Raw genomic sequence first — 20427 nt, 5'->3', positions numbered from 1 at the left:
CCCGCAACGGGCCTCCCGTCCGCCGTGCCGTCCGTGTCGGGCGCGGAAGACGCCGTCGTGTCCTGTCGACGCCGCGATGCATCCGAGACGCCGCCGGATCCGGCGGCGTCTCGGCGACGCCGCGGCGTCCTGGCGAGACGCCGGCGTCTCGCGCGGGGATCAGCGCAGGGTGGGGATGAGCTCGGTCAGGAACGCGTCGGTGTCCTCCCAGCCCTCGACCGCGTGGCAGGGGACGCCCAGCGCCTTCACCGGGTAGTCGTTGCCCTCGGGGTCGAGCCGGTCCCCGACGAAGAGCATGTCGTCGAGCGCGATGCCGGTGATCTCGGCGAGGCGCTGCATGCCGTAGGCCTTGTCGATGCCCTTGCGGGTGATGTCGATGCTCGTCGAACCGCCCGAGCGGACCTCGAGGTCGGCGAGGTCCTGCTGCACCAGGCGGCGCAGGTGGTCCTTCTTCTCGCCCGTCGGGTCCCACTGCTTCTTGACGTCCACCGGTGCCGACTGGCCGAGGGCGGAGAACGTGATCTGCGACCCGCGGTCCTCGAGGATGGGGCCCCAGGTCTCGGACTCCCAGTACCCGGCTTCCTTCGCACGGGTCTCCACCGCGGCGAGGGCGCGGTCCTTCTGCTCGTCGGTGAGGTCCTCGGCGTACTGCAGCGCCCAGTCCTGGTCCTGCCACCGGTAGTAGCGGGTGCCACAGGTCGGCAGGAGGTGCAGGGCGTCGAGCGTCAGCCCGTCGCGCTGCCGGAGCGGGGTGACCAGCTGCTGCTCGAACTGCGTGAAGTTGCCGCCGGAGATGACCGCGACCGGCACGACCTCGAGCAGGGACGCGAAGGTCTCGAGCATGCGGGGGTCGAGGGAGGACTTCGACGGGGCGAGCGTGTCGTCCAGGTCGAAGGCGACGAGGCGGGTCGTGGTCATGCCCCTGATCCTGCCAGAGGCCGCCGATCACATGCCGCGTGCGGTGCTCCGGGCTGCCGGGTGCTGCGTGATGTCTGCGGGGTCACGCGCGGTGCGTGCCGGGGACCCGGTCGCGGGCGTAGGTGATGTCGGTGTAGCCGTGCGGGGCGGGGTTGCCGTCCTCGTCGAGGTTCACGAACACGACCTCGTCGATCGTCAGGATGCTCCGGTGCGTGAAGAGGTTGCGCGCCTCGGCCCGCATGGTCAGCGACGTCCGGCCGAACCGGGTGGCGACGAGGCCGATCTCGACGATGTCGCCCTCCTTCGCCGAGGACAGGAAGTTGATCTCCGACATGTACTTCGTGACGACCTTGCCGTTGCCGAGCTGGATGATCGCGTAGACGGCGGCTTCCTCGTCGATCCAGCGGAGCAGGCTGCCACCGAACAGGGTGCCGTTCGCGTTGAGGTCCTCCGGTCGCACCCACTTCCGGGTGTAGAAGTTCATCTCCGGCGGGGCGTCGTCCTGGTGCTGATCCATGTCACGTCATGGTACGCCGACGGCCGCGCCCCCGCAGGGACACGGCCGTCGTGACGATCCGGGGGCGGCGGTGTGCCGCCGTCGCTCACTCCTTGACGAGGACGACCTCGTCGAGGGCGATGCGGCTGCGCGGGGCGACCTCGCGCTCGGCGGCCTTCTCGTCGAGCTGCGACGGGTGCGCGACGGTGCCGACTGCCGTGACGGTGTACGGGACGAACCGCTCCGGCAGGTCGAACGCGGTGCGCAGTCCGGCGGCGTCGATGCCCGCCATCTGGTGCACGTGCAGCCCCTCGGCGTGGGCCTGCACCGTCAGGGCGGCGAGCGACTGGCCGAGGTCGTACTGGGCGAAGGGACGCTCGTCGCCGTCGGCGGTCACGGTCTCGAGCACACCGACGACCAGGGCGCTGGCACGGAACGCCCACGCGGCGTTGAAGCCGAGCAGGTTCTCGTTGATCTTCCGGAACGTCTCGGTACCGCGGCGGCCAGCGATGAAGCGGCGGGGCTGGAAGTTCATGGCCGACGGTGCCCAGCGAGCTGCCTCGAGGACGGCGTCGAGCTGGTCGTCCGAGATCGTCGCGGTCTCGTCGTACGAGCGGGGGCTCCAGCGCTCCTCGAGCAGCGGCACGAGCGGCTGGCTGGAGTCGGTGGACCGGGTCAGGGTGTCAGCGTTCGTCGAGGTCATGGTGCGCTCAACGGTATTCGATGCGTACGCATTTCCGACCTGAGTGACGTCACATCCCCGCCTCCAGGTGCCAGGATGGAGGGGATGGGTGGCGTGTTGACCGGCTTCGCGATCATCGGCGTGATCATCGCCGGTGGGTACGTCGTCGGACGCATCGGTCTGCTCGGCCCGCACGCACAGTTCGTGATGAGCCGGCTCGCGTTCTTCGTGCTCATGCCGTGCCTGCTGTTCCACACCATCGCGACGGCCGACATCGCGTCGCTGCTGTCGTCGATGCTCTGGGTCTCACTGCTGAGTGCTGCCGTGGTCGCCCTCGCCGCCGCCGTGGTGTTCCGCTTCGTGCTGCGGCGGTCCGTCACCACGACCACCGTCGGAGCGCTGGCCTCGAGCTACGTCAACGCGAACAACATCGGGCTGCCGGTGGCCGTCTACGTGCTGGGGCAGGCGACCGCGGTCGTGCCGGTGATCCTGCTGCAGCTCGTCGTGATGGCCCCGATCGCGCTGACGATCCTCGACGCCGCGACCGCGGGTGGTGGCGGGTGGGGCAGGCGGATCGCCGGGCCGTTCCGGAACCCGATCATCATCGCCTCGCTCGTCGGGCTCGTGTGCTCGGCGACGGGGCTCACCCTGCCCGACCCCGTGCTCGAGCCGTTCTCGCTCGTCGGCGCTGCCGCGGTGCCCGTCGTGCTGCTGTCGTTCGGGATGAGCCTGCACGGTGCGACCCCGCTGCGGGACCCGGCGATCCGGACCGACGTCATCGTGGCGTCGTCGATCAAGCTCGTGGTGATGCCGGCGGTGGCGTTCGTGTTCGCGCGGTTCGTGTTCGGCCTGGGGGACCAGGACGTCTTCGTGCTCACCACGCTCGGCGCCCTGCCCGCGGCGCAGAACGTCTTCAACTACGCGCAGCGCTACGGGGCCGCGGTGCCGGTGGCGCGTGACGTCGTGCTCATCTCGACCCTCGGCTCGGTGCCCGTGCTGGTCGCGATCGCCGCCCTGCTGCACCCGTAGCGCTCGAGACGCCGGCGTGTGGCTTTGCGGAAGACGCCGTCGTGTTGTCGAGACGCCGGCGTGTGGCGTTGCGGAAGACGCCGTCGTGTTGTCGAGACGCCTCGATCTCGCCGAGACGCCGCCGAATTCGGCGGCGTCTCGCGAACTTGCGGGCGTCGTGCGCGCACGCCGGCGTCTTCCGCGTCCGGACGCGCGGCGGGACGGACGGGAGGCGCGTGGCGGGGCTGCACCGGGCCTCCCGTCCGTCACGTGGTGGCGACCACCGCGGACCGTGCGCAGGAGCGGTCGGGTCGCGCCCGCCGACCCGACCGTTCCTGCTCACGAAGTGGGAACAGCGCGCGCGTATCGTGGCGGGCACGCGGGGCGGACCGCCTCGCGACCGATGACCACGACGAGGAGACCTCCGATGGACACGATGGCGATGATGCAGAACATGTCGACGACGGACATGCCCGTGCAGATGGACATGACCACGATGCAGGACACGATGATGGCGATGAACGCCGCGTCGATGGCCGCGACGATGTGTTCCGCGGCCGACATGCGCATGGGCGGCGACATGGCCACCTGCGCCGCGATGTGCTCGAACACCGCGATGCTCGCCGACACCGGCATGCGGATGATGATGCGTCCGATGGGCATGGACACGGCCGCGATGCAGGCGATGCTCATGGCCGTCGTCGCGATGGGCACCGCGTGCGCCGCCGAGTGCCGCACGCACCAGGACATGGACGAGTCGTGCCGCTACTGCGCGATGGCCTGCGACGAGATGGTGTCGAAGTGCCAGGCGATGCTCGACGCGATGGCCGCGTGAGCCGCTCCGGCTGCGCTACGCGACGCGCGCGGTGGTCTGCCGGCTGCCGGCGCTGAGGATCTCGGCGACCGGGTGGTGGGCGACCGGTTCGCCGACCGACAGGACGCCGTCCGCGTCCGCCACCCGCAGCTGGGTGATGCTCCCGTCGAGGAACAGCACCACGGCGTCGGCTGCGCGGGTCTCGACGACGATGCCGTCGCGCCACGCAGCGGGGGCCGCGGTCGCCATGAGGCGCTGGATGGGAAGGATCGTCGTGCGTGACATGGCTTCACCTGCTCTCGAAGGGGTTCGGTGCAGGAAACCTACGTCGACGTGACGGTCCTCGGCGCGACGGCGGACGCCGGGCGTAACAGAGCGGGTGCCGACGTTCCGGCCTGGTGACCCGGCTCCGCTCAGAAGATCATCGGGCGGTCGTCGTCGAGCGACGTGTCCAGGTCGAGGTCCACCACCACGGGCACATGGTCGCTCGGGGCGTCGCCCTTCCGCTCGTTCCGGTGGATCGACGCGTCGGTGACGACGTCGGCGAAGGCTTGCGAGCCGAGCACGAAGTCGATGCGCATGCCCTCGTCGCGCGGGAACCGCAGCTGCTTGTAGTCCCAGTAGGTGTACCCGTCGGGCACGATCGGGCGGACGACGTCCTGCAGCCCCCGGGCCTCGAACTCGCGGAACGCTGCCCGCTCGGGCTCGCTGACGTGCGTGGACCCTTCGAACACCCGCAGGTCCCAGACGTCCTGGTCGAGCGGTGCGACGTTCCAGTCGCCCATCAGCGCGAGCGGGGTCTCCGGCGACGCCTCGATCCACTCCGACGTGCGGTCGGCCAGCTGCGCGAGCCAGTCGAGCTTGTACGTGTAGTGCGGGTCGCCGAGCTCGCGGCCGTTCGGCACGTAGAGGCTCCAGAGCCGCACGCCGTCGACCGTGACGCCGATCGCGCGGGCCTCGACCGGCAGGTCCGGCCCCTCGTGGCCCTTCAGGAACCCGGGCTGGCCCGGGAAGTCGCGGGTGACGTCCTCCAGCGGCAGACGGCTGGCGAACGCGACGCCGTTCCACTGGTTCAGGCCGTGGGCCTCGACGTGGTAGCCCGCAGCCTCGAACTGCTCGACCGGGAACTGCTCCGGCTTGCACTTGATCTCCTGCATACCGAGGACGTCGACGTCCTCACGCACCAGCCAGTCGACGATCCGACCCACTCGGGTGCGGACGGAGTTCACGTTCCAGGTCGCCACGCGCATGGAACAAGAACCTACCGGTGCCGACTGACGACGAGGTCGGCACGTGCATCGTCTGTGCGGCGTCCGGCACGATGGTGTTCGCTGGAGGCCAGCAATCGACCGCACGGAGGCAGCAATGGCATCGACGACGAACCGCGTCGACGGGACCCCGACCGGGGCCACGCTCGGCACCGGGGCAGGCAACACCCAGCCCGCAGGCACCACCACGACGCAGGTCACCGCCAAGGGCAAGACCATCATCGACGACACGGTCGTCGCGAAGGTCGCGGGCATCGCCGCTCGCGACGTGCCGGGCGTCTTCGCGCTCGGCGGCAACGCCTCGCGCGCGTTCGGCGCCATCCGCGACGCCATCGGCTCGAGCGCGCTCGGCCAGGGCGTCCGCGTCGAGGTCGGCGAGACCCAGGTGGCGGTCGACCTGACGATCGTCGTCGACTACCCGACGCCGATGATGGAGGTCGCCTCCGCGGTCCGCGCCGCCGTCACGAACGCCGTGACCGAACTCGTCGGCCTCGAGGTCACCGAGGTCAACATCGCCATCAACGACGTGAACATCCCGGCCCTCAACGGCGTCGCGGACGAGCTCGACACCCGGGACGGTCGGGTCCGTTGAACGCCACCGTCGTCGGGATGGGCGTCGGTGCCCTGCTCGCGATCGTCGCCGTGACGCTCGGGTTCTGGGCGTTCGTCGTGGTCGCCGTCTGCATGGCGCTCGGCGCACTGGTCGCACGCATCGTCACCGGCGACGTCGACTTCCGTCGCCTCCTCGACGTGCTGCGCGGACGCCGGAGCTCGTCGTGAGCGACGCCGCCGTCGCCACGACCGGCGACCGCGGCGTCCGGGTCCCCGGTTCCGGTCCTGGCGCTGCTCCCGTCGGTGTCCGGGTCCCCGGCTCCGACAGGATCGGAGCCCACGCGCTGGTGCGGACCGCGCAGGCGGTCGCCGCCGAAGCGCTGCGCGTTGCCGCCCGGGAGGTCCGTGCCCGCGTCGCCGACGACGGCCGCGGTGCGCTGGCGGTCGAGATCACGGCCCCGCTCGCCCTGCCGGTGCTGGGCGCGCACGCACTCCCCGACGAACCGGTCGTCGCCACGGCGCACCGGGCTCGCGGCACGATCGCCGAGCGCTTCCGGACCATCACCGGCCGACAGGTTGCCCGCGTGACGGTGACGTTCGCGTCGTCGGTGGTGGACACCCCGCGGAGGGTCCGGTGACCGTCCCACCCCTCGTCGGCGCGCCCGCCGGGGACCACGCTGCCACCTACCGGCGCCTGCTGCGTCGGGAGACCCACGTCTCCCGTTCGGGCGCCGTCGTCGTCGCGATGCTCATCGCCCTGGTGCTCGCCGCCGCTGCGGTCTTCGCCGGGGCGCTCGTCCTGCTCGACCAGAACGTGCTCGGTGTCGACCCCCGTGCCGTGGTCGACGCCGCCCTCGCCGCGCCGGACGGCCTCGACACGACGATCGTGATCGGTGTCGGCGCCGTCGTCGCCCTGATCGGCCTGGTGCTCCTGCTGCAGGGGATCCTGCCGCAGCGGCGCCCACGCCACACGATGTCGTCCGACCGGCTCGCCGTGGTCGTCGACGACGAGGTCCTGGCCTCCGCCGCGGCCCGCGCCGCCCGATCCGCGACCCGTCTGGGCGCCGACGCCGCCGTGGGCACAGTCGGCCGTCGCACGGTCGACGTCGTGCTCCGGCCCGCAGCCGGGGTGGACGTCCCCGCGGTGGCCGCGACCGAGGCCGTCGAGCGGGAGTTCGCCGCGATCGGCGCGCAGCCGGCCCTCGCCGCGCGCGTCCGGGTGCAGCCGACGGGGCGGGTGGACGGATGAACGCCACGAACCGCGCACTCGGACGCACGGCACTGATCGTGCTCGGGCTCGTCCTGCTCGTCGCCGGGGTCGCCGCGATTCTGGTGCAGACCGCCCAGAGGTTGCCCCTTGTCGCATCGTGGTGGCGCGTGGTCGGCGATGCCCTCGCCGGACTCGGCACCGGAGCGTCGCGTGACGACTCGGTGTTCGCGTGGACCTGCGTGCTCGGCGTTGGTGTCGTGCTCGGCGTGCTCGCACTCGTGGTGCTGACGACGCTCGGCGGTGGTCGCGAGAGCACCGTGGTGGACAGCGACGGCTCAGCGGACGGCGTCGCCGGTTCGGTGCGCATCGAGTCCACCGCCGTGCAGCACGCGCTCTCCTCGGCCATCGGGGACCTGCCCCAGGTCGGCTCGCTCGCCGTCGACGTCTACCGGGTCCGTGGCGGTCGGGCGATCCGGGTGCGGGTCCGTCCGCGGCGGGGAGCCGCGCCGCGGGAGATCACCGAACGGGTCGAGGCCGTCGTCGCCGACCTGGACGCCCTGCTCGGCGAACGCCTGCCGGTGCTGCTCGAGATCGCCCGTGGCGGTTCGGGGTCGTCCCGCCCGGACCGCGTGCACTGAGCGTCGCCGTGGTGCGCTCGATCGGTGGACTGCCCCGGCCGGGCGAGACCGTCCCGGTGCCGCGCGTGGTCACCCAGGCGGCCCGAGGGCGTGAGGTCGCGCTCGTCTGGCACAACCAGATCGGCGGGACGACGTTCCGCATCGGGCCGGACGCGCACGCCGAGGAGTTCGTGAAGGTCTTGCCGCACGCCTACGGTTCGTGGGTCGGCGGCGAGGCCGCGCGGCTGACGTGGGCGTCCCGGTACGCCCGGGTGCCGGAGGTGCTCGACCACGACACCGACGAGGACGGCGTCTGGCTGCACACCCGCGCGGTGCCCGGCTGGAGCGCCGTCGACCCGCGTTGGCACGACGAACCCCGGACGGCGGTGGTCGCGGTGGGGGAGGGCCTGCGCGCGCTGCACGACGCCCTGCCGGTCGACGACTGCCCGTTCACGTGGTCCACGGTGGACCGGCTCGATCGCGCGCGTGCGGCCGACACCGACGCCGACCGGGGGCCGGGCTCGCTCGGTCCGGAGCCGCCGACCGACCGGATCGTCGTCTGTCACGGCGACCCGTGCACGCCGAACACGCTCATCGGTGCGGACCGGCGGTGGAGCGGGCACGTCGACCTGGATGCGATGGGCGTCGCTGATCGCTGGGCCGACATCGCGGTGGCGACGATGGCGCTCGGCTGGAACTACGGACCCGGGTGGGAGCCGCTGTTCCACCGGGCGTACGGGCTGCCGGACGACCCGGAGCGCACCGCGTGGTACCGGGCGCTGTGGAACACCGACGTGGACGACGTGGGGCCTGCCGCGGGCTGAGCCGGAGGCGGGCTGGTCCGCTAGAAGGCGACGCCGCGCGCCGACATGAACGGCACCGGGTCGGTGGTGGCGCCGTTGATGTGCACCTCGACGTGGCTGTGGCAGCCGGTCGATGCCCCGGTGGAGCCGACGAGTGCGATGAGCTGCCCCGCGGAGACCTGTTGTCCGGTGGCGACCCGGAAGCCGCCGTCGACGATGTGGCCGTACGCGGTCTGCACGCCGCCGCCGTGGTTGATCCGGACGTAGTTGCCGTACCCGCCGTACCAGCCGACGTAGTCGACGGTGCCGGCCGAGGCCGCGACGATGGGCGTGTAGCAGCCGCTCGCCAGGTCGGTGCCCTCGTGCATGGTCACGACGCCGGTGATCGGGTGCACGCGGTACCCGTAGGGGCTGATGACGTAGCCGCTGGCGGGGCGGACCCAGCCGGTCCCCGAGCCCGCGCCGACGGAACCGCCGCCGCCGGAGCCGCTGCTGCCGGTCGAGCCGCCGCCTGACGGAGCGCCCCCGCCGGAGTTCGCGGCAGCCTGTGCGGCGGCCGCTCGCTGCGCGGCTGCTGCGCGCTCTGCGGCTTCGCGTGCCGCCTTCTCTTCCGCCGCCTTGCGGATGCGCTCACCCTTGGCGAACTCGGCTTCGGTCCGGACCCGGCCCGAGGTCAGCGTCGCGAGCTGTGCGTCGAGTCGTGCCTTGTTCGACTGCTGCTCGTCGTAGGCGGCCTGCACGGCGTCGGACGCCGTCTGGGCTTCCTGCATGCGGTCTTCTGCTTCGGCGGCGAGGTCGCCGAGTGCTTCGGCGGCGCGGTCTGCCTGCGCTTCGAGCGAGCTGGCGACGGCGGCGTCGGAGCTCGCGGCGGCCTGCACACGCTCGGCCTGCTCGGAGAGCTTGCTCAGCGCGCCGAGGTTGTAGAGGAGGTCGCTGGCGTCCTTGCCCTGGGTGATCACCGAGGTGGTGACGTCGGCACCACCGGAGCGGGACATCTGCGCGGCGAACTGGCCGGCCTGCGCGGCGCTCTGGTCGGCGACCTCCGCGTGCTCCTTCGCGTCGGCGCGGAGCTGCTGTTCCTTCTCTGCGGCGGTCTGGGCCTTGCGCTGCGCCTTGTAGAACACGTCACCGAGCTTCTGCGCCTTCGCCTCGGCAGCCTCGACCTTGGCGTCGAGTTCGCTGATGATGCCCCGGATCTCGGTGATCTGCCCCTGCTTCGCGGATTCCTTGCCACGGGCGGACTTCACTTCGTCCCACGTGGGGTAGGTCACCGCCTGGGCCGCCGGGGCATCGACCACGACCGTGCCGACGAGGCCCGCGAGCGCCAGGCCGGTGACGGCGAGGCGCAGGCGCACGGGGACACGGGGGACACGGAGGCGTGAGGGGCGAGACATCGAGCACGAGCCTATACATCCGTACAGCGAGCATCGGACGGCAACGCGCCGCTGTGGACAACTTCAGCAGCGGATCAGAAGCCGCGCTCGCGGCGGATGACGTCGGCGCTCCCGACGACGTCGCGCCGCAGGAGGGCCTGCCCCGCGGTGCCGGCGTAGTCGTAGACGTCGAAGCCGGTGCAGTGGGTGATCGTCGCCGGCGGGCCGAGGGAGTCCTCGACCGCGGTGGTCCAGAGGTCGTGCGACCCGACCACCACGAAGCTCGGGTCGGCACCGCGGTACGCCCCGAGGTCGACGAGCCACGGGTACGTCTCGAAGGTGTCGCGGACCTGCAGCAGCTCGAGGTTCGTCGACGCGTAGGTGGCGAGGGGACGGACGGTCCAGAACTGTCCGACGCCGGTGACCTGGCGTCCGTGCGCCCAACGGTCGAGGCACGCCGCCGCCGGGTACCGGGCGGTCGCCACGGCGTGGGCGGTCCCGGGGGTCACCGCGACGCCCACCGCGAGCACGGCGGCCATCGCGACCGCGACCCCTGCTCGGACGCCCCGGTGCGGACGGTGGACCCGTGTCCGGCGCACCGCGGTGCGGGTGAGTTCGGCCACGGCGACGAGTGCGAGCAGCGGTGCGGTCACGATCGGCTGCAGGTAGCGCGGGGTCTCGGACCCGGCGACGACGACCCCGACGGACACCGCGACGACGGTCACCAGGGGGAGCAGCGTCGCGACCAGCACGGTGCGGGCGGTGCGGACCCGCCAGGCCCAGACCGTGCCGCCGACGGTGACGAGCACGCCGGCGAACAGCAGCAGCAGGCCGACGTCGCCCGGTGCCGTGCCCGCCCGGTCGTCGGTCAGTGCCGCGAAGAACCGCAGCGTCTCACCGGCCCGCGACGGCTGCACGTACGTCGCGGGGTCGAGGGAGACGAACGGCCGCAGCGGGATCCGCACCAGGTACCCGACGACCGAGCCGATGGTGACGGCACCGGACAGCAGCGCCGCCGGACGCCACGGCACCCGGCGCGCCAGCCCCAGGAGCCCGAGCGTGACGACGACCGGAGCGGCGGACCACGGCACGTACAGCGGGTTCGACGCCGTCGTGCACGCGGCGACGAGTCCGAGCACCACGAGCAGCAGCACCGACGCCCGGCCGAGCCGCACCGACCGCAGCACGAGGACCGCGGTGCCGAGCATCGCCAGCACGGCACCGTAGTAGTAGGTCGTCGTGAGCAGCAGCGACGCCAGCTCGAGCGAGGTCGCCGTCGCCGACGACTCGGTCAGCACCAGCAGGGTGACGAGGCCGAGCGCCCCGGCCGACACCGCGATCCGGGCGGGGCGCCCGGCGGACGGCATCAGTTCGTTCGCGGCCGCACGCACCAGCGCGTAGACGGCGAGGAGCACGAGCACCCCGTTCAACGCCAGGGCCTGCTGCGGCGTCGCGGTCACCAGCGCGCTGAACAGGTACGCGGGCAGCTCGGGGAAGAAGAACAGCGCGGGCGACATCGCCCACTCGAACGGCTGCCCGGCCTGCAGCGAACGCTCGACGAGCGGCAGCAGCACCGAGTCGCCGTCGTACCAGAGCAACGCCACCCGTTCCGTCGCGACGACGTGGCGCAGGGCGATGACGGCCAGGGCCAGCGCGACCAGGCCGCCAAGGGCCTCCCGTCCGATCGTGACGGCCACGGCACCGGGCCGGCGGCCGCCGGCCGGAGCCGGCTCCACGGCGGCGCGACGCGGTGCACGGGACATGCCCCGGAGCGTACCGACGCTGCCTCGGTGCCAGCACGCACAGACGCTCAGGCTGGGGGAGCGCGCTGCGGGCCCGACCGGCTACCCTTGTGCGCTGTGACCGACGCGCGCGAACAGTTGATCCAGTACATCTCCTCCGAAGCGGTGTTCCACGGCGACTTCACCCTGACCAGCGGGAAGAAGGCGACGTACTACATCGACCTGCGGAAGGTCAGCCTGGACCACCGCGTCGCGCCGCTGATCGGACAGGTCATGACCGAGCTCGTGCAGCAGGTGCCGGACGTCTCCGCCGTCGGCGGGCTCACCATGGGCGCCGATCCCATCGCCAGCGCCGTCCTGCACCAGGCCGCCGCCCAGGGACTGACCTACGACGCCTTCGTCGTCCGCAAGGAGCCGAAGGACCACGGCCGCGGCAAGCAGGTCGAGGGCCCGGACCTGCAGGGCAAGCGCGTCGTCGTGCTCGAGGACACCTCCACCACCGGCGGCTCGCCGCTCAAGGCCGCCGAGGCACTCGAGCGTGAGGGCGCGATCATCGCCGCCGTCGCGGTCGTCGTCGACCGGGACACCGGTGCCAAGGAGACGATCGAAGCGGCTGGCTACCCGTACTTCGCAGCCATCGGGTTGGCTGATCTGGGGCTGACCGCGTGACCGAGGAGCGTCCGGACGACGCACGCGAACCCGACGGCACCGCCGGCCCGGCAGACGGGGACGACGGCCAGGAGGCTCGGCGTGCGTCCGGATCGGACGCTCCGTTCCACGGTCTCCGCAGCGCTGCGGACATCTTCGGGGCGCCGCGGGGCGAGGAGGACTGGCCGTCGCGCCGGGAGCGTCGCGAGGCCGAGCGCACCGCGCGTGAGACGGGCGCACCGCTGCCCGAGCCGTTCGTGCCCGAGCCCGAAGATGCTGCGCCTGCGCCTGCTCCTGCTCCTGCTCCCGCTGCGCCGGATGACTCGACCCAGGCCATCTCGATGCCCGCCGAGCTGCTCGCGCCGTCGGAGAACCCCGACGCCGCCGTCGAGCACGAGCGCTCCACGCTGCACGACCGGATCCCGGCCGCCGCGGACGTCCCCCCGGACTCCACCGCACCGCACCCGTCGTCGATCGTGCTGCCGACGGCCCAGGCCCACCGCGACGAACGTGCCGCCGCGTCCAAGGCGATCGAGGACGAGCGTCGCCGCGTCGACCCGTTCGGCGAGGGCCGTGCCGACGTCGACTGGCTCGGCCGTGCGACGGGATCGCACCCGGAGCCCGTGGCGCCAGCTGCGCCGCAGCCCCTCGGCGTCGAGAACGTGCTGCCCCCGACCGAGGAGCCGCCGACCTTCACCGACCTGTTGCGCATCACGAGCACCGGGCCGGTCCCCACGCAGACCGGCGCCCACGACCGGCCGTTCGACTGGGCGATCGGCGACGACGACGAGCCCGGCGAGGTCCCGGCGACGCTGACCACCGACTCGTTTGACACCACCGCACTGTCCGCAGGGTCCTGGTCGCTCGCCGACGAGTTCGACGACGAGGACGAGGTCGTGGCCGGCGAGGTCGACACCCCGGCCGCCGGGCTGCCCCAGGCGCCGCGCACCTACCCGGTGCCGCCGGCCGTGCCGGTGCCGCCCGCGGTGCCGCCGGCTGTGCCCGCTGCCGCCGCTGCCGGCGCAGGTGCTGCCGCCGCTGCTGCCGGCGCCGCTTCGCCGGACGCGAGCGACCCCGCGGACCCGACCGAGGCGGTGGACGCGCCCCGTGCGTCCACCGGAGCCGACGAAGCGGAGGCGACCGAGGGCCTCCGATCCGACGCCCCGACCACCGCGATCCCGGCAGCCGGGACGCCCTGGTGGTCCGAGCCCGACGCGACCGTGCCGCCGACCGCTGCGCCGCCGCTCGTGGAGCCGACCGCGGGTGCCCAGGAGTACCCGGCACACCTGCCGCCGTCGGTCGGACAAGACCTCGACGCCGTGCTCGGACTGGGCCGGACCGAGACCGGTCCTCAGCCGGAGTCGCTGCCCGCCGCCGCGCCGGACGACCTGGACCAGTCCGAGTGGGACGGCCGCGAGACCAGCGACACGAGCGCCATCAAGGACCTGTTCGGCACCGAGGCCGTCGGGCAGCTCGGCGACACCGGCTACGACCCCGAGGACACCGGCACGCGGATGATGCCCGCGGCTGCCGTGCCCACTGCTGCTGCGCCGGCTGCGGCCCGCCCTGCTGCTGGTGCTGGTGTCGGCCGGTCCGCGGCTGGTCCGGACCGACAGCCCGGCGAACGCGACAACTTCATCAACGAGGGCTTTGCGCGGCTGCGGAACGAGGGCAAGCGCGGCAAGCAGCTGCTGATCTACGGGTCGATCGCCCTGATCCTCGTGCTCATCGTGCTGGTCTTCCTGCTGTCGAAGTGGATCCTCGGCAACAACATCGCCGACCAGGCCGTCCCGACGAAGTCGCCCTCGGCTGCGTCGTCGGCATCGGCGGCCCCGACCGCCGCTCCCTCGACCGCGCAGTCGAGCGAGGCCACCGCACCCGCCGCCGCGCTGCAGTTCGCGACCACACCGGCCCAGCCCGGTGAGCACCCGTGGACCGACCTGGCCGGTGGGGAGTGCCTGTCCCCGTTCACGAACGCGTGGTCGCAGACCTTCACGGTGGTGGACTGCGCGACGCCGCACATCGGGCAGCTGACCGCACGCCTCGCCGTCGAGGGTGACACCTACCCCGGTGCCGAGGCCCTTGCGACCCAGGCGGCCGACCAGTGCCAGTCCGACACGGCCCTGAACGCCTCGGCCGCGGCTGCCGTGGGCGACGTGCAGGTGCAGGGTTCCTACGCGCCGGACCAGGCGACGTGGGACCAGGGTGACCGGTTCATCGCGTGCTTCGTGACGCGGTCGTCGGGGCAGCCGCTGACCGGGTCGCTGGCTCCGGGGGCGTAGGGGCGCGGCGGGGCGGACCCGTTCTGCGACGATCCACCCCGTGATCGACGGGTGCTCTGTCGGAACATGCACGCGCAGCGAATGCGTGCGCAACGAACGACATCCCACCCGTCGAACGACGAGTGGGATGTCGGAACATGCACGCGCATCCGTTGGCGCGCGGGCGTCAGGCGCTCGCGGGCACCTTCGCCGACACGTCGGACAGCGTCTGCAGCTCGTCGGCGGAGAGCTCGAGCTCCGCCGAGGCCAGCAGCGCCGGCAGCTGCTCGGTGTTCCGGGCGCTCGCGATCGGCGCGACGACGTCGGGCTGCGCCTGCAACCAGGCGAGTGCGACCGTGGCGATCTCGGAACCGTGCGCGTCGGCGATCGAGGACAGCGCGTCCACGACGGCGAGCCCTTCGTCGGTGAAGTAGCCGGACACCTGGCCCTCGCGGTCCTTGCCGGCGAAGTCGTCCTTCGTGCGGTACTTGCCGGTCAGGAACCCCGCGGCGAGCGAGAAGTACGGCACGACGCCGAGCCCGTGCTCGTGGGCGAGCGGTGCGATGTCGGACTCGTACGGCTGGCGGGTGACCAGGTTGTAGTGCGGCTGGATCGCGACGGGTTGGGCGAGGCCGTTCTCCGTCGCGATGCGGATCCACTCCGCGGCGCGGTCCTTCGAGTAGTTCGAGATCGCGGTGTACCGGACCAGACCGTCCTGCACGAGCTGGTCGAAGGCACGGACGGTCTCCTCGAGCGGGGTCGACTGGTCGTCGAAGTGCGCGTAGTACAGGTCGATCCGGTCCGTGCCGAGGCGCTCGAGGCTGGCGCGGGCAGCGGCGGCGACGGTGTCGGCGCCCAGGCCCTGGAACTCCGGGTGCTGCGAACCCTTGGTGGCGATGACGACGTCGTCCCGCTTGCCCGAGGCCCGGAGCCACGAACCGATCACACGCTCGGACTCGCCACCCGAGTTGCCCGGCGCCCACGCGGAGTAGACGTCGGCGGTGTCGATGAAGTCGCCGCCGGCCGCGGTGTAGGCGTCGAGGACCTGGTGCGAGGTCGACTCGTCCGCCGTCCACCCGAAGACGTTGCCGCCGAGGGCGAGTGGGAACACGTGCAGGTCACTGGTACCGATGCGGGGCATGCGGAGGTCCTTTCGTGGTCGGAGGTGCGGTGGGAGCGAACCGCACGTCTCCCGACGCTATGCCCCGATGCTTGACACGGCCCCGGCGCGAGGGGCTTCGATGGAGGGATGACCACGCTCACCGCTGCCCTCACCGACCCGCGATCCTCTGCCCGGTTGCAGGCCGTGATGGCCGCGGGCACCACCCCGGACCCGTCGGACCTCGAGGTGCTCGTCGCGCAGTGCGCCGTGGAGCCGGACTTCTTCGTCCGCGACATGCTGACGTGGGCACTGACCCGACACCGGGCCGAGGACGTCGTGGCCCGGGTGCTGCCCGAGCTCGAGCGCCCCGAGCCGCAGGCCCGCAGCCAGGCGCTGCACACCCTGTCGAAGATCGGTGACCCGGACGCCTGGCCGGCGGTGCGCCCGCTGCTCGGGGACCAGGACGACGAGGTGCTCCGAGCCGCCTGGCGCACTGCGGTCGCCCTGGTCCCCGGCGACGAGCGGGCGTCGCTCGCGCGGACCCTCGCGGTGCAGCTCGGCGTCGGCGACCGGGATCGTCGGCTCAGCCTGTCGCGTGCGCTGGTGGGACTCGGCGAGGACACCGTCGCGCCGGTGCTGGCCGCGGCTCCCGACCGGGGCTCCGACGTCGTCCGCGAGCACGTGCGCGAGACCGAACGCCTGCTGCACGACCCCGGCGTCGCCTCCGAGTACGCGCTCGAACGGGCTCGGCGCGAGGTCGCCCTCGGCCGGACGCGTTCGGTCAAGGGGTAGGGCCGGCGGGCGCGCCCGGCCGGGCGCGCCGGGTGGTCGCGGACCGTCGGTTGTGGGGCTGTCGGGCGACGGATGGTGACCGGTCGGCGGACGTGAGCGGGGTGTCGTGACCGGCGGGGGCGCCGGACGGGAGGCGCGTGGCGGCGGTGCGCCGAGCCTCCCGTCCGTCGCCACGCGCGTTCGCGGGCCGCGGTGCGGTCGTGACACCCCGTGCGCTCGGCGCCGAGTGGTCGCGAATCGTCGGTTGCGGGGCTGTCGGGCGACAGTTCGTGACCGCTCGGCGGACGTGAGCGGGGTGTCGCGACCAGCCGACCGGCCGACCAGCCGACCAGCCGCGACCAGCCGGCCAGCGCCCGCAGCGCGGTCAGTCGCCGTCGGGCGCCAGCCAGATGGACGCGGCGGCGGCGGCCGGCAGGTCGACGAGGGACTCCGAACCGTCGGTCGAGCGTCGTGACACCGCGATGACGCCGGCGTAGTCCCGCACCCGCTCCACCCGCAGGTGCGTGCCCAGCCGGACCCCGAGCTCGTCGAAGTACCGCAGCAGCGACGGGTCGTCGTCCGAGACCCGGTCGACCGTGCCGCACGCACCGGGCTCGATCGCGCCGAGGAGCGTGCCGGGGGAGTCCGGCACGATGCCGTCCGCGCCGGGGATCGGGTCACCGTGGGGGTCGTGCGTCGGGTGCCCGAGGTCGGCGTCGACACGGTCCAGGAACCGCTCCGAGACCGCGTGTTCGAGGGCCTCGGCCTCGGTGTGGACCTCGTCCCACGAGTAGCCGAGCCGTCGCACCAGGAACGTCTCGATCAGCCGGTGCCGGCGGACCATCGCCACCGCGACCTGCTGGCCCAGGGGCGTGAGGACGACGCCGTAGTACGGGGTGTGCTCGATCAGGCCGTCACGGTCGAGCTTCTTGAGGTTGCCCGACACCGTCGACGCCGACACCTTCAGCGACGCGGCGATGTCCCGCGTCGCCAGCCCGGGCCCGCCGCGCTCGCTGGCCTTCCAGATGAGCTTGACGTAGTCCTCTGCCATGGTGGACAGGGAGGGCAGGCGCATACCGCCAATCGTACGTCCCGCCTGGTACAACCGGGAGGTGACCACCACCGCCCCCGTCCGAGCCCCTCGCCGTCGCTGGCCGGTGCCCCCGTCGCTGCTGCTCGGGCTCGCGCCGCTCGTGGTGTTCGCCGCGCTCAGCGCCTGGCGCTCGCGGCCGAGTGACGACTACGCGACCCTCGCGCAGACCGTCGACAGCGTCGTGCACGCCCTGGTCATCCCCGAGGGCATCGCCGTCGCCGCGCTCGCCGTGTTCGTCACGGCGCTCGGCTGGTGGCGGATCGCCACGGTCGACCCGGTCCGGACGCGGGTGCGGTGGACGATGCTCGCACCGATCCTCGTGCTGGTGGTGTGCGTCGTGCGGCTGCCCCTGATCGACTGGACGGCGCTGCCGGCGCACTACTTCCTGCTGCTCGCCGTCGGGGTGCTGTTCGTCGGGGTGTTCGAGGAGCTGATGGCCCGCGGGACCCTGCTCGTCGGGCTGCGCCGCCGCCTGCCCGAGATGGGTGTCTGGGCGCTGTCGTGTGTGCTGTTCGGGCTGCTGCACCTGCTCAACGCGCTCGCCGGGGCGGGCATCGGACCGACGCTGATCCAGGTCGTGTTCGCGGCATCGTTCGGGTCGACGCTGTACGTCGCGCGTCGGCTGACCGGGTCCCTGCTCGCACCGGTGCTGCTGCACGCCTTCTGGGACTTCGGGTCGATCGGGTTCTCGGCGACCGCGGACACGGGCGACTTCGGGAAGCTGACCCTGCTCGGCCTGATCGGGCTGTTCTCGTTCGGGGTGCTCGCGTTCGGCATCGTGGCGGGCGGGGTCGTCGCCTGGTACGACGACCGGCCGCGGCGGCTGGCGAAGCGGTGGCGGACGGTACCGCCCATGGGGGCGGTCGTGGTGCCGGGAGGCGAGCCGCGCCTCCAGGCCGACGTGGTCTGAGGGAACGGACGCGACGGGCGCGGGGCGACCCCGCGCGGACGCGACGGTGCCCCGGAACGCAGCACGCTCCGGGGCACCGGTCTGTCGAGTCAGTCGGCCCGACACGTCGTGTCAGTCGGCCCGACGCGTGGTGTCAGTCGGCCCGACGCTCCGTGTCAGTCGGCCCGACGGCGGAGCTGGCGACGGCGGATGACGACCAGCGCGATGCCGGACATCAGGAACACGATCGCGGCGATCGTGACCCCGGTGAGCTGCGCACCGGTGAAGGCCAGGCGCGTCGCCGACGGGTCGGTCGCGGACGGGTCGGCGGCGACGGTCTGCCCCGTGGCCCCGGCTCCTGCTGAGGCACTCGAGACCGGCGCTGCCCCGCTCCCCGTGCCCGCACCCGTGCTCGAGCCGCTGCCGGTCCCACCAGCGGAACCGGTGCTCGCGCCCGTACCGCTGCCGGAGCCCGTGTGCGGCTTCGTCGTGGGCTTCGGGGTCGGCTTCGGCGTGACGGCCGTCGACACGATCCGCGAGACCGCACCCGTCTTGGTGTTCAGGAGCACCTCGCGGTGCTGCGGGTGCGTGAAGTCGAACATGCCCCGGAGGGACCCGGCACGAGCATCGAACGACTGGTCACCGATCCGGCCCGTCGACCAGTTGTCCTCGATGAACTTCGTGGTCGAGGTCTGCTCGATGGCGGTGTGGTCGACGTGGTTCTGCTTGGCGAACGGCGAGATGACCAGGTACGGCAGCCGCTGCGAGGGGCCGCAGCGGTCGAGGTACCCACCGGCGACACCGACCTTGGTCGCGGCCGTGGTGCAGACCGTGGTGTCGTTCGAGGAGTCCGTCGAGCCGTTCAGGATCGTCGGCGCGACGTGGTCGTACCAGCCGTCCGAGTCGTCGTAGTTGATGACGATGGCCGTGCTCGACCACTCCGGCGACCGCTCGATCTCGTTGATCTTCGACGTCAGGAACTTCTGCTCGTCGAGCGGGTCGGAGTACGCGGCGTGGCCGTCCTGGGCCTCGGGTGCCTTGAGGAAGGACACGGCGGGCATCCGGTGCTCGGCGAGGGCCGTGTCGAACGCGGACAGGTCGTACTGGTGGTTCGCCCGGTCGGTGGAGCCGATCATGCGGTCGCTCGTCGGTGCCAGGTGGTGCGGGTTCGACGTCGACGCGTAGTACGCGAACGGGTTGTGGTGCGGCGAGTAGTCGTTGCTGACCGAGCCGCCGACGTTCGTCGTGGTGGCGTCGCACTTGGCGAGCGTGCCGGTGCCCGCGTAGGCCGTCGTCGGGGCGAAGCCGCCCTGGAACCAGCCCCAGGTGACGCCCTTCGCGTTGAGCAGGTCGCCGATGTTCTTGCCCGACATCTTCACCAGGTTCGACGTCGACGTGTGGTCCTTGTCGGAGCAGTCGTCGTAGGCGGGGTCCGGGTCGGCGGTGACGGTGCCCTGGCCCGCGGCGTCCTTCGCGACGACGGCGGTCGAGGTCGGCACCGTGGCACCGGTGACCGAGTCCACGCCGGTGCCGCCGTGGGTGTTGCCGCTGATCAGGTTGAGCGCCCCGGGGGTGGAGGGGCCGAAGCCGGTGTCCCAGGCGTTGTCGCTCATCGCGTAGTTCTGGGCGTAGTTCCACAGCCCGGTGGTGGTGTTGCCGTCGTAGTAGTCCATCGTCAGGCCCGGCGAGCCGTACAGCCCGGTGCAGGTGTCCACCGAGGTGCTCTCGACGAACTTGTCCATGGCACCGCCGTCGACGGCCTTCTGCTCGGGCAGGTAGTTGTGGTTCTGGTCGCAGGTGAGCGCCTGGGCGGGCGTCAGCCGTGACGGGGCGTAGGCGTTCGGGTTCTTCGTCAGGGTGCCGGAGGACGCGAGCGTGTTCACCTTCGGGGTGCTCCGTGCGGCGGTGAAGCGGGTGCCGTCGGTGTTCGCGGCCTTCGGGTAGGTGCCGAAGTAGTGGTCGAACGACACGTTCTCGTCGTACATGACGACGACGTGCTTGATCGGGGTGGTGGTCCTGAGGGAGTTGTCCGCGGCGGACGCCGACTGCGGGATGGCGAGGGCCGTCCCGGCGACGGCCGCCAGGGCCATGATGGCGAGCGCGCCCTGTTGGACGCGTCGTTCGGAAGGTCGGAACACGTGGAACCTCTCACTGGTCGGGACGGTGGGACGGTGGGGTGG

Annotated in this window: 22 protein-coding genes; 12 read left to right on the top strand and 10 right to left on the bottom strand. The window is 72.3% G+C overall.

The features are described 5' to 3' along the window. Nucleotides 1–159: 159 nt before the first annotated feature. The 3 genes from BOSE127_RS11380 to BOSE127_RS11370 form a co-directional block, all read right to left on the bottom strand. Entirely contained in the window at nt 160–918 is a 759-nt protein-coding gene (locus BOSE127_RS11380) for an HAD-IIB family hydrolase (RefSeq protein WP_159557240.1), read from the bottom strand. An 82-nt stretch (nt 919–1000) separates the two neighbouring features. Beyond that, nucleotides 1001–1435 (bottom strand): acyl-CoA thioesterase, encoded by a 435-nt coding sequence (locus BOSE127_RS11375; RefSeq protein WP_159557238.1) that lies wholly within the window; start codon nt 1433–1435, stop codon nt 1001–1003. Nucleotides 1436–1520: 85 nt separating this feature from the next. Then, a complete protein-coding gene (locus tag BOSE127_RS11370) occupies nt 1521–2117 on the bottom strand; it encodes a nitroreductase family protein (RefSeq protein WP_017886351.1) in 597 nt (198 codons plus the stop codon). An 84-nt stretch (nt 2118–2201) separates the two neighbouring features. Between BOSE127_RS11370 and BOSE127_RS11365 the strand changes: the two genes are divergently transcribed. Both BOSE127_RS11365 and BOSE127_RS11360 read left to right on the top strand, forming a co-directional pair. Next, nucleotides 2202–3125, top strand: a complete 924-nt coding sequence (locus BOSE127_RS11365) for an AEC family transporter (RefSeq protein WP_017886350.1) — start codon at nt 2202–2204, stop codon at nt 3123–3125. 406 nt (nt 3126–3531) lie between these two features. Then, nucleotides 3532–3939 carry an aldehyde dehydrogenase gene (locus BOSE127_RS11360; protein WP_159557236.1) on the top strand — a complete coding sequence of 136 codons (408 nt, stop codon included), beginning with the start codon at nt 3532–3534 and terminating at the stop codon, nt 3937–3939. Nucleotides 3940–3954: 15 nt separating this feature from the next. On the opposite strand, the gene BOSE127_RS11355 is transcribed toward BOSE127_RS11360, so the two are convergent. Next, the gene (locus tag BOSE127_RS11355; protein WP_056069500.1) at nt 3955–4203 is read right to left on the bottom strand and encodes a hypothetical protein; all 249 of its coding nucleotides are present in this window, start codon (nt 4201–4203) and stop codon (nt 3955–3957) included. Between the two features lie 128 nt (nt 4204–4331). After that, entirely contained in the window at nt 4332–5168 is an 837-nt protein-coding gene (locus tag BOSE127_RS11350; RefSeq protein ID WP_017886347.1) for an exodeoxyribonuclease III, read from the bottom strand. Nucleotides 5169–5283: 115 nt separating this feature from the next. On the opposite strand from BOSE127_RS11350, the gene BOSE127_RS11345 reads away from it, so the two are divergent. Genes BOSE127_RS11345 through BOSE127_RS11320 form a run of 6 tightly spaced genes read left to right on the top strand, consistent with a single transcriptional unit; the run spans nt 5284 to nt 8389 of the window. Next, nucleotides 5284–5778 (top strand): Asp23/Gls24 family envelope stress response protein, encoded by a 495-nt coding sequence (locus tag BOSE127_RS11345; RefSeq protein ID WP_159557234.1) that lies wholly within the window; start codon nt 5284–5286, stop codon nt 5776–5778. Then, on the top strand, nt 5775–5966 hold the full coding sequence (locus BOSE127_RS11340) for a DUF2273 domain-containing protein (RefSeq protein ID WP_017886345.1): 192 nt from the start codon (nt 5775–5777) through the stop codon (nt 5964–5966). The genes BOSE127_RS11345 and BOSE127_RS11340 overlap by 4 nt, the downstream gene beginning before the upstream one ends. Beyond that, nucleotides 5963–6376 (top strand): hypothetical protein, encoded by a 414-nt coding sequence (locus tag BOSE127_RS11335; protein WP_159557232.1) that lies wholly within the window; start codon nt 5963–5965, stop codon nt 6374–6376. Before BOSE127_RS11340 ends, BOSE127_RS11335 begins: the two co-directional genes overlap by 4 nt. Then, nucleotides 6373–6987, top strand: coding sequence for a hypothetical protein (locus tag BOSE127_RS11330; protein ID WP_159557230.1), 615 nt, complete (start codon nt 6373–6375; stop codon nt 6985–6987). Before BOSE127_RS11335 ends, BOSE127_RS11330 begins: the two co-directional genes overlap by 4 nt. Then, on the top strand, nt 6984–7586 hold the full coding sequence (locus tag BOSE127_RS11325; RefSeq protein WP_159557228.1) for a hypothetical protein: 603 nt from the start codon (nt 6984–6986) through the stop codon (nt 7584–7586). Before BOSE127_RS11330 ends, BOSE127_RS11325 begins: the two co-directional genes overlap by 4 nt. Before the next feature lie 8 nt (nt 7587–7594). After that, complete coding sequence (locus tag BOSE127_RS11320; RefSeq protein WP_159557226.1) at nt 7595–8389, top strand: aminoglycoside 3'-phosphotransferase; 795 nt, start codon at nt 7595–7597, stop codon at nt 8387–8389. A 20-nt stretch (nt 8390–8409) separates the two neighbouring features. On the opposite strand, the gene BOSE127_RS11315 is transcribed toward BOSE127_RS11320, so the two are convergent. Next, nucleotides 8410–9762, bottom strand: a complete 1353-nt coding sequence (locus BOSE127_RS11315; RefSeq protein ID WP_083389219.1) for a M23 family metallopeptidase — start codon at nt 9760–9762, stop codon at nt 8410–8412. A 74-nt stretch (nt 9763–9836) separates the two neighbouring features. Next, nucleotides 9837–11504: a hypothetical protein gene (locus BOSE127_RS11310; RefSeq protein ID WP_159557224.1), complete on the bottom strand. Its 1668-nt coding sequence runs from the start codon at nt 11502–11504 to the stop codon at nt 9837–9839. A 96-nt stretch (nt 11505–11600) separates the two neighbouring features. Here BOSE127_RS11310 and pyrE point away from each other — a divergent pair, with 96 nt between their 5' ends. Beyond that, on the top strand, nt 11601–12152 hold the full coding sequence (pyrE, locus tag BOSE127_RS11305) for an orotate phosphoribosyltransferase (RefSeq protein ID WP_017886338.1): 552 nt from the start codon (nt 11601–11603) through the stop codon (nt 12150–12152). Then, nucleotides 12149–14413, top strand: a complete 2265-nt coding sequence (locus BOSE127_RS11300) for a septum formation family protein (protein WP_159557222.1) — start codon at nt 12149–12151, stop codon at nt 14411–14413. Before pyrE ends, BOSE127_RS11300 begins: the two co-directional genes overlap by 4 nt. Before the next feature lie 166 nt (nt 14414–14579). On the opposite strand, the gene BOSE127_RS11295 is transcribed toward BOSE127_RS11300, so the two are convergent. Further along, nucleotides 14580–15533, bottom strand: a complete 954-nt coding sequence (locus BOSE127_RS11295) for an aldo/keto reductase (RefSeq protein ID WP_140448283.1) — start codon at nt 15531–15533, stop codon at nt 14580–14582. Nucleotides 15534–15641: 108 nt separating this feature from the next. Between BOSE127_RS11295 and BOSE127_RS11290 the strand changes: the two genes are divergently transcribed. Next, nucleotides 15642–16286 (top strand): HEAT repeat domain-containing protein, encoded by a 645-nt coding sequence (locus BOSE127_RS11290; RefSeq protein WP_140448284.1) that lies wholly within the window; start codon nt 15642–15644, stop codon nt 16284–16286. Nucleotides 16287–16650: 364 nt separating this feature from the next. Here BOSE127_RS11290 and BOSE127_RS11285 read toward each other — a convergent pair whose 3' ends face one another. After that, complete coding sequence (locus BOSE127_RS11285; RefSeq protein ID WP_017886335.1) at nt 16651–17340, bottom strand: metal-dependent transcriptional regulator; 690 nt, start codon at nt 17338–17340, stop codon at nt 16651–16653. A gap of 37 nt (nt 17341–17377) precedes the next feature. On the opposite strand from BOSE127_RS11285, the gene BOSE127_RS11280 reads away from it, so the two are divergent. Next, the gene (locus BOSE127_RS11280) at nt 17378–18268 is read left to right on the top strand and encodes a CPBP family intramembrane glutamic endopeptidase (RefSeq protein ID WP_159557220.1); all 891 of its coding nucleotides are present in this window, start codon (nt 17378–17380) and stop codon (nt 18266–18268) included. A 155-nt stretch (nt 18269–18423) separates the two neighbouring features. On the opposite strand, the gene BOSE127_RS11275 is transcribed toward BOSE127_RS11280, so the two are convergent. Then, the gene (locus tag BOSE127_RS11275; RefSeq protein WP_236559535.1) at nt 18424–20385 is read right to left on the bottom strand and encodes a phospholipase C; all 1962 of its coding nucleotides are present in this window, start codon (nt 20383–20385) and stop codon (nt 18424–18426) included. Nucleotides 20386–20427: the final 42 nt, after the last annotated feature.

Source organism: Curtobacterium sp. 8I-2 (assembly GCF_902506155.1).
Classification (GTDB): domain Bacteria; phylum Actinomycetota; class Actinomycetes; order Actinomycetales; family Microbacteriaceae; genus Curtobacterium; species Curtobacterium poinsettiae.
This window is presented reverse-complemented; position numbering and strand designations above follow the sequence as displayed.

Excerpts from the sequence above, each read along its gene's own strand:
- BOSE127_RS11380 (WP_159557240.1), bottom strand. The coding sequence starts at position 918 with ATGACCACGACCCGCCTCGTCGCCTTCGACCTGGACGACACGCTCGCC.
- BOSE127_RS11375 (WP_159557238.1), bottom strand. The coding sequence starts at position 1,435 with ATGGATCAGCACCAGGACGACGCCCCGCCGGAGATGAACTTCTACACC.
- BOSE127_RS11370 (WP_017886351.1), bottom strand. The coding sequence starts at position 2,117 with ATGACCTCGACGAACGCTGACACCCTGACCCGGTCCACCGACTCCAGC.
- BOSE127_RS11365 (WP_017886350.1), top strand. The coding sequence starts at position 2,202 with ATGGGTGGCGTGTTGACCGGCTTCGCGATCATCGGCGTGATCATCGCC.
- BOSE127_RS11360 (WP_159557236.1), top strand. The coding sequence starts at position 3,532 with ATGGACACGATGGCGATGATGCAGAACATGTCGACGACGGACATGCCC.
- BOSE127_RS11355 (WP_056069500.1), bottom strand. The coding sequence starts at position 4,203 with ATGTCACGCACGACGATCCTTCCCATCCAGCGCCTCATGGCGACCGCG.
- BOSE127_RS11350 (WP_017886347.1), bottom strand. The coding sequence starts at position 5,168 with ATGCGCGTGGCGACCTGGAACGTGAACTCCGTCCGCACCCGAGTGGGT.
- BOSE127_RS11345 (WP_159557234.1), top strand. The coding sequence starts at position 5,284 with ATGGCATCGACGACGAACCGCGTCGACGGGACCCCGACCGGGGCCACG.
- BOSE127_RS11325 (WP_159557228.1), top strand. The coding sequence starts at position 6,984 with ATGAACGCCACGAACCGCGCACTCGGACGCACGGCACTGATCGTGCTC.
- BOSE127_RS11315 (WP_083389219.1), bottom strand. The coding sequence starts at position 9,762 with ATGTCTCGCCCCTCACGCCTCCGTGTCCCCCGTGTCCCCGTGCGCCTG.
- BOSE127_RS11310 (WP_159557224.1), bottom strand. The coding sequence starts at position 11,504 with ATGTCCCGTGCACCGCGTCGCGCCGCCGTGGAGCCGGCTCCGGCCGGC.
- BOSE127_RS11295 (WP_140448283.1), bottom strand. The coding sequence starts at position 15,533 with ATGCCCCGCATCGGTACCAGTGACCTGCACGTGTTCCCACTCGCCCTC.
- BOSE127_RS11290 (WP_140448284.1), top strand. The coding sequence starts at position 15,642 with ATGACCACGCTCACCGCTGCCCTCACCGACCCGCGATCCTCTGCCCGG.
- BOSE127_RS11285 (WP_017886335.1), bottom strand. The coding sequence starts at position 17,340 with ATGCGCCTGCCCTCCCTGTCCACCATGGCAGAGGACTACGTCAAGCTC.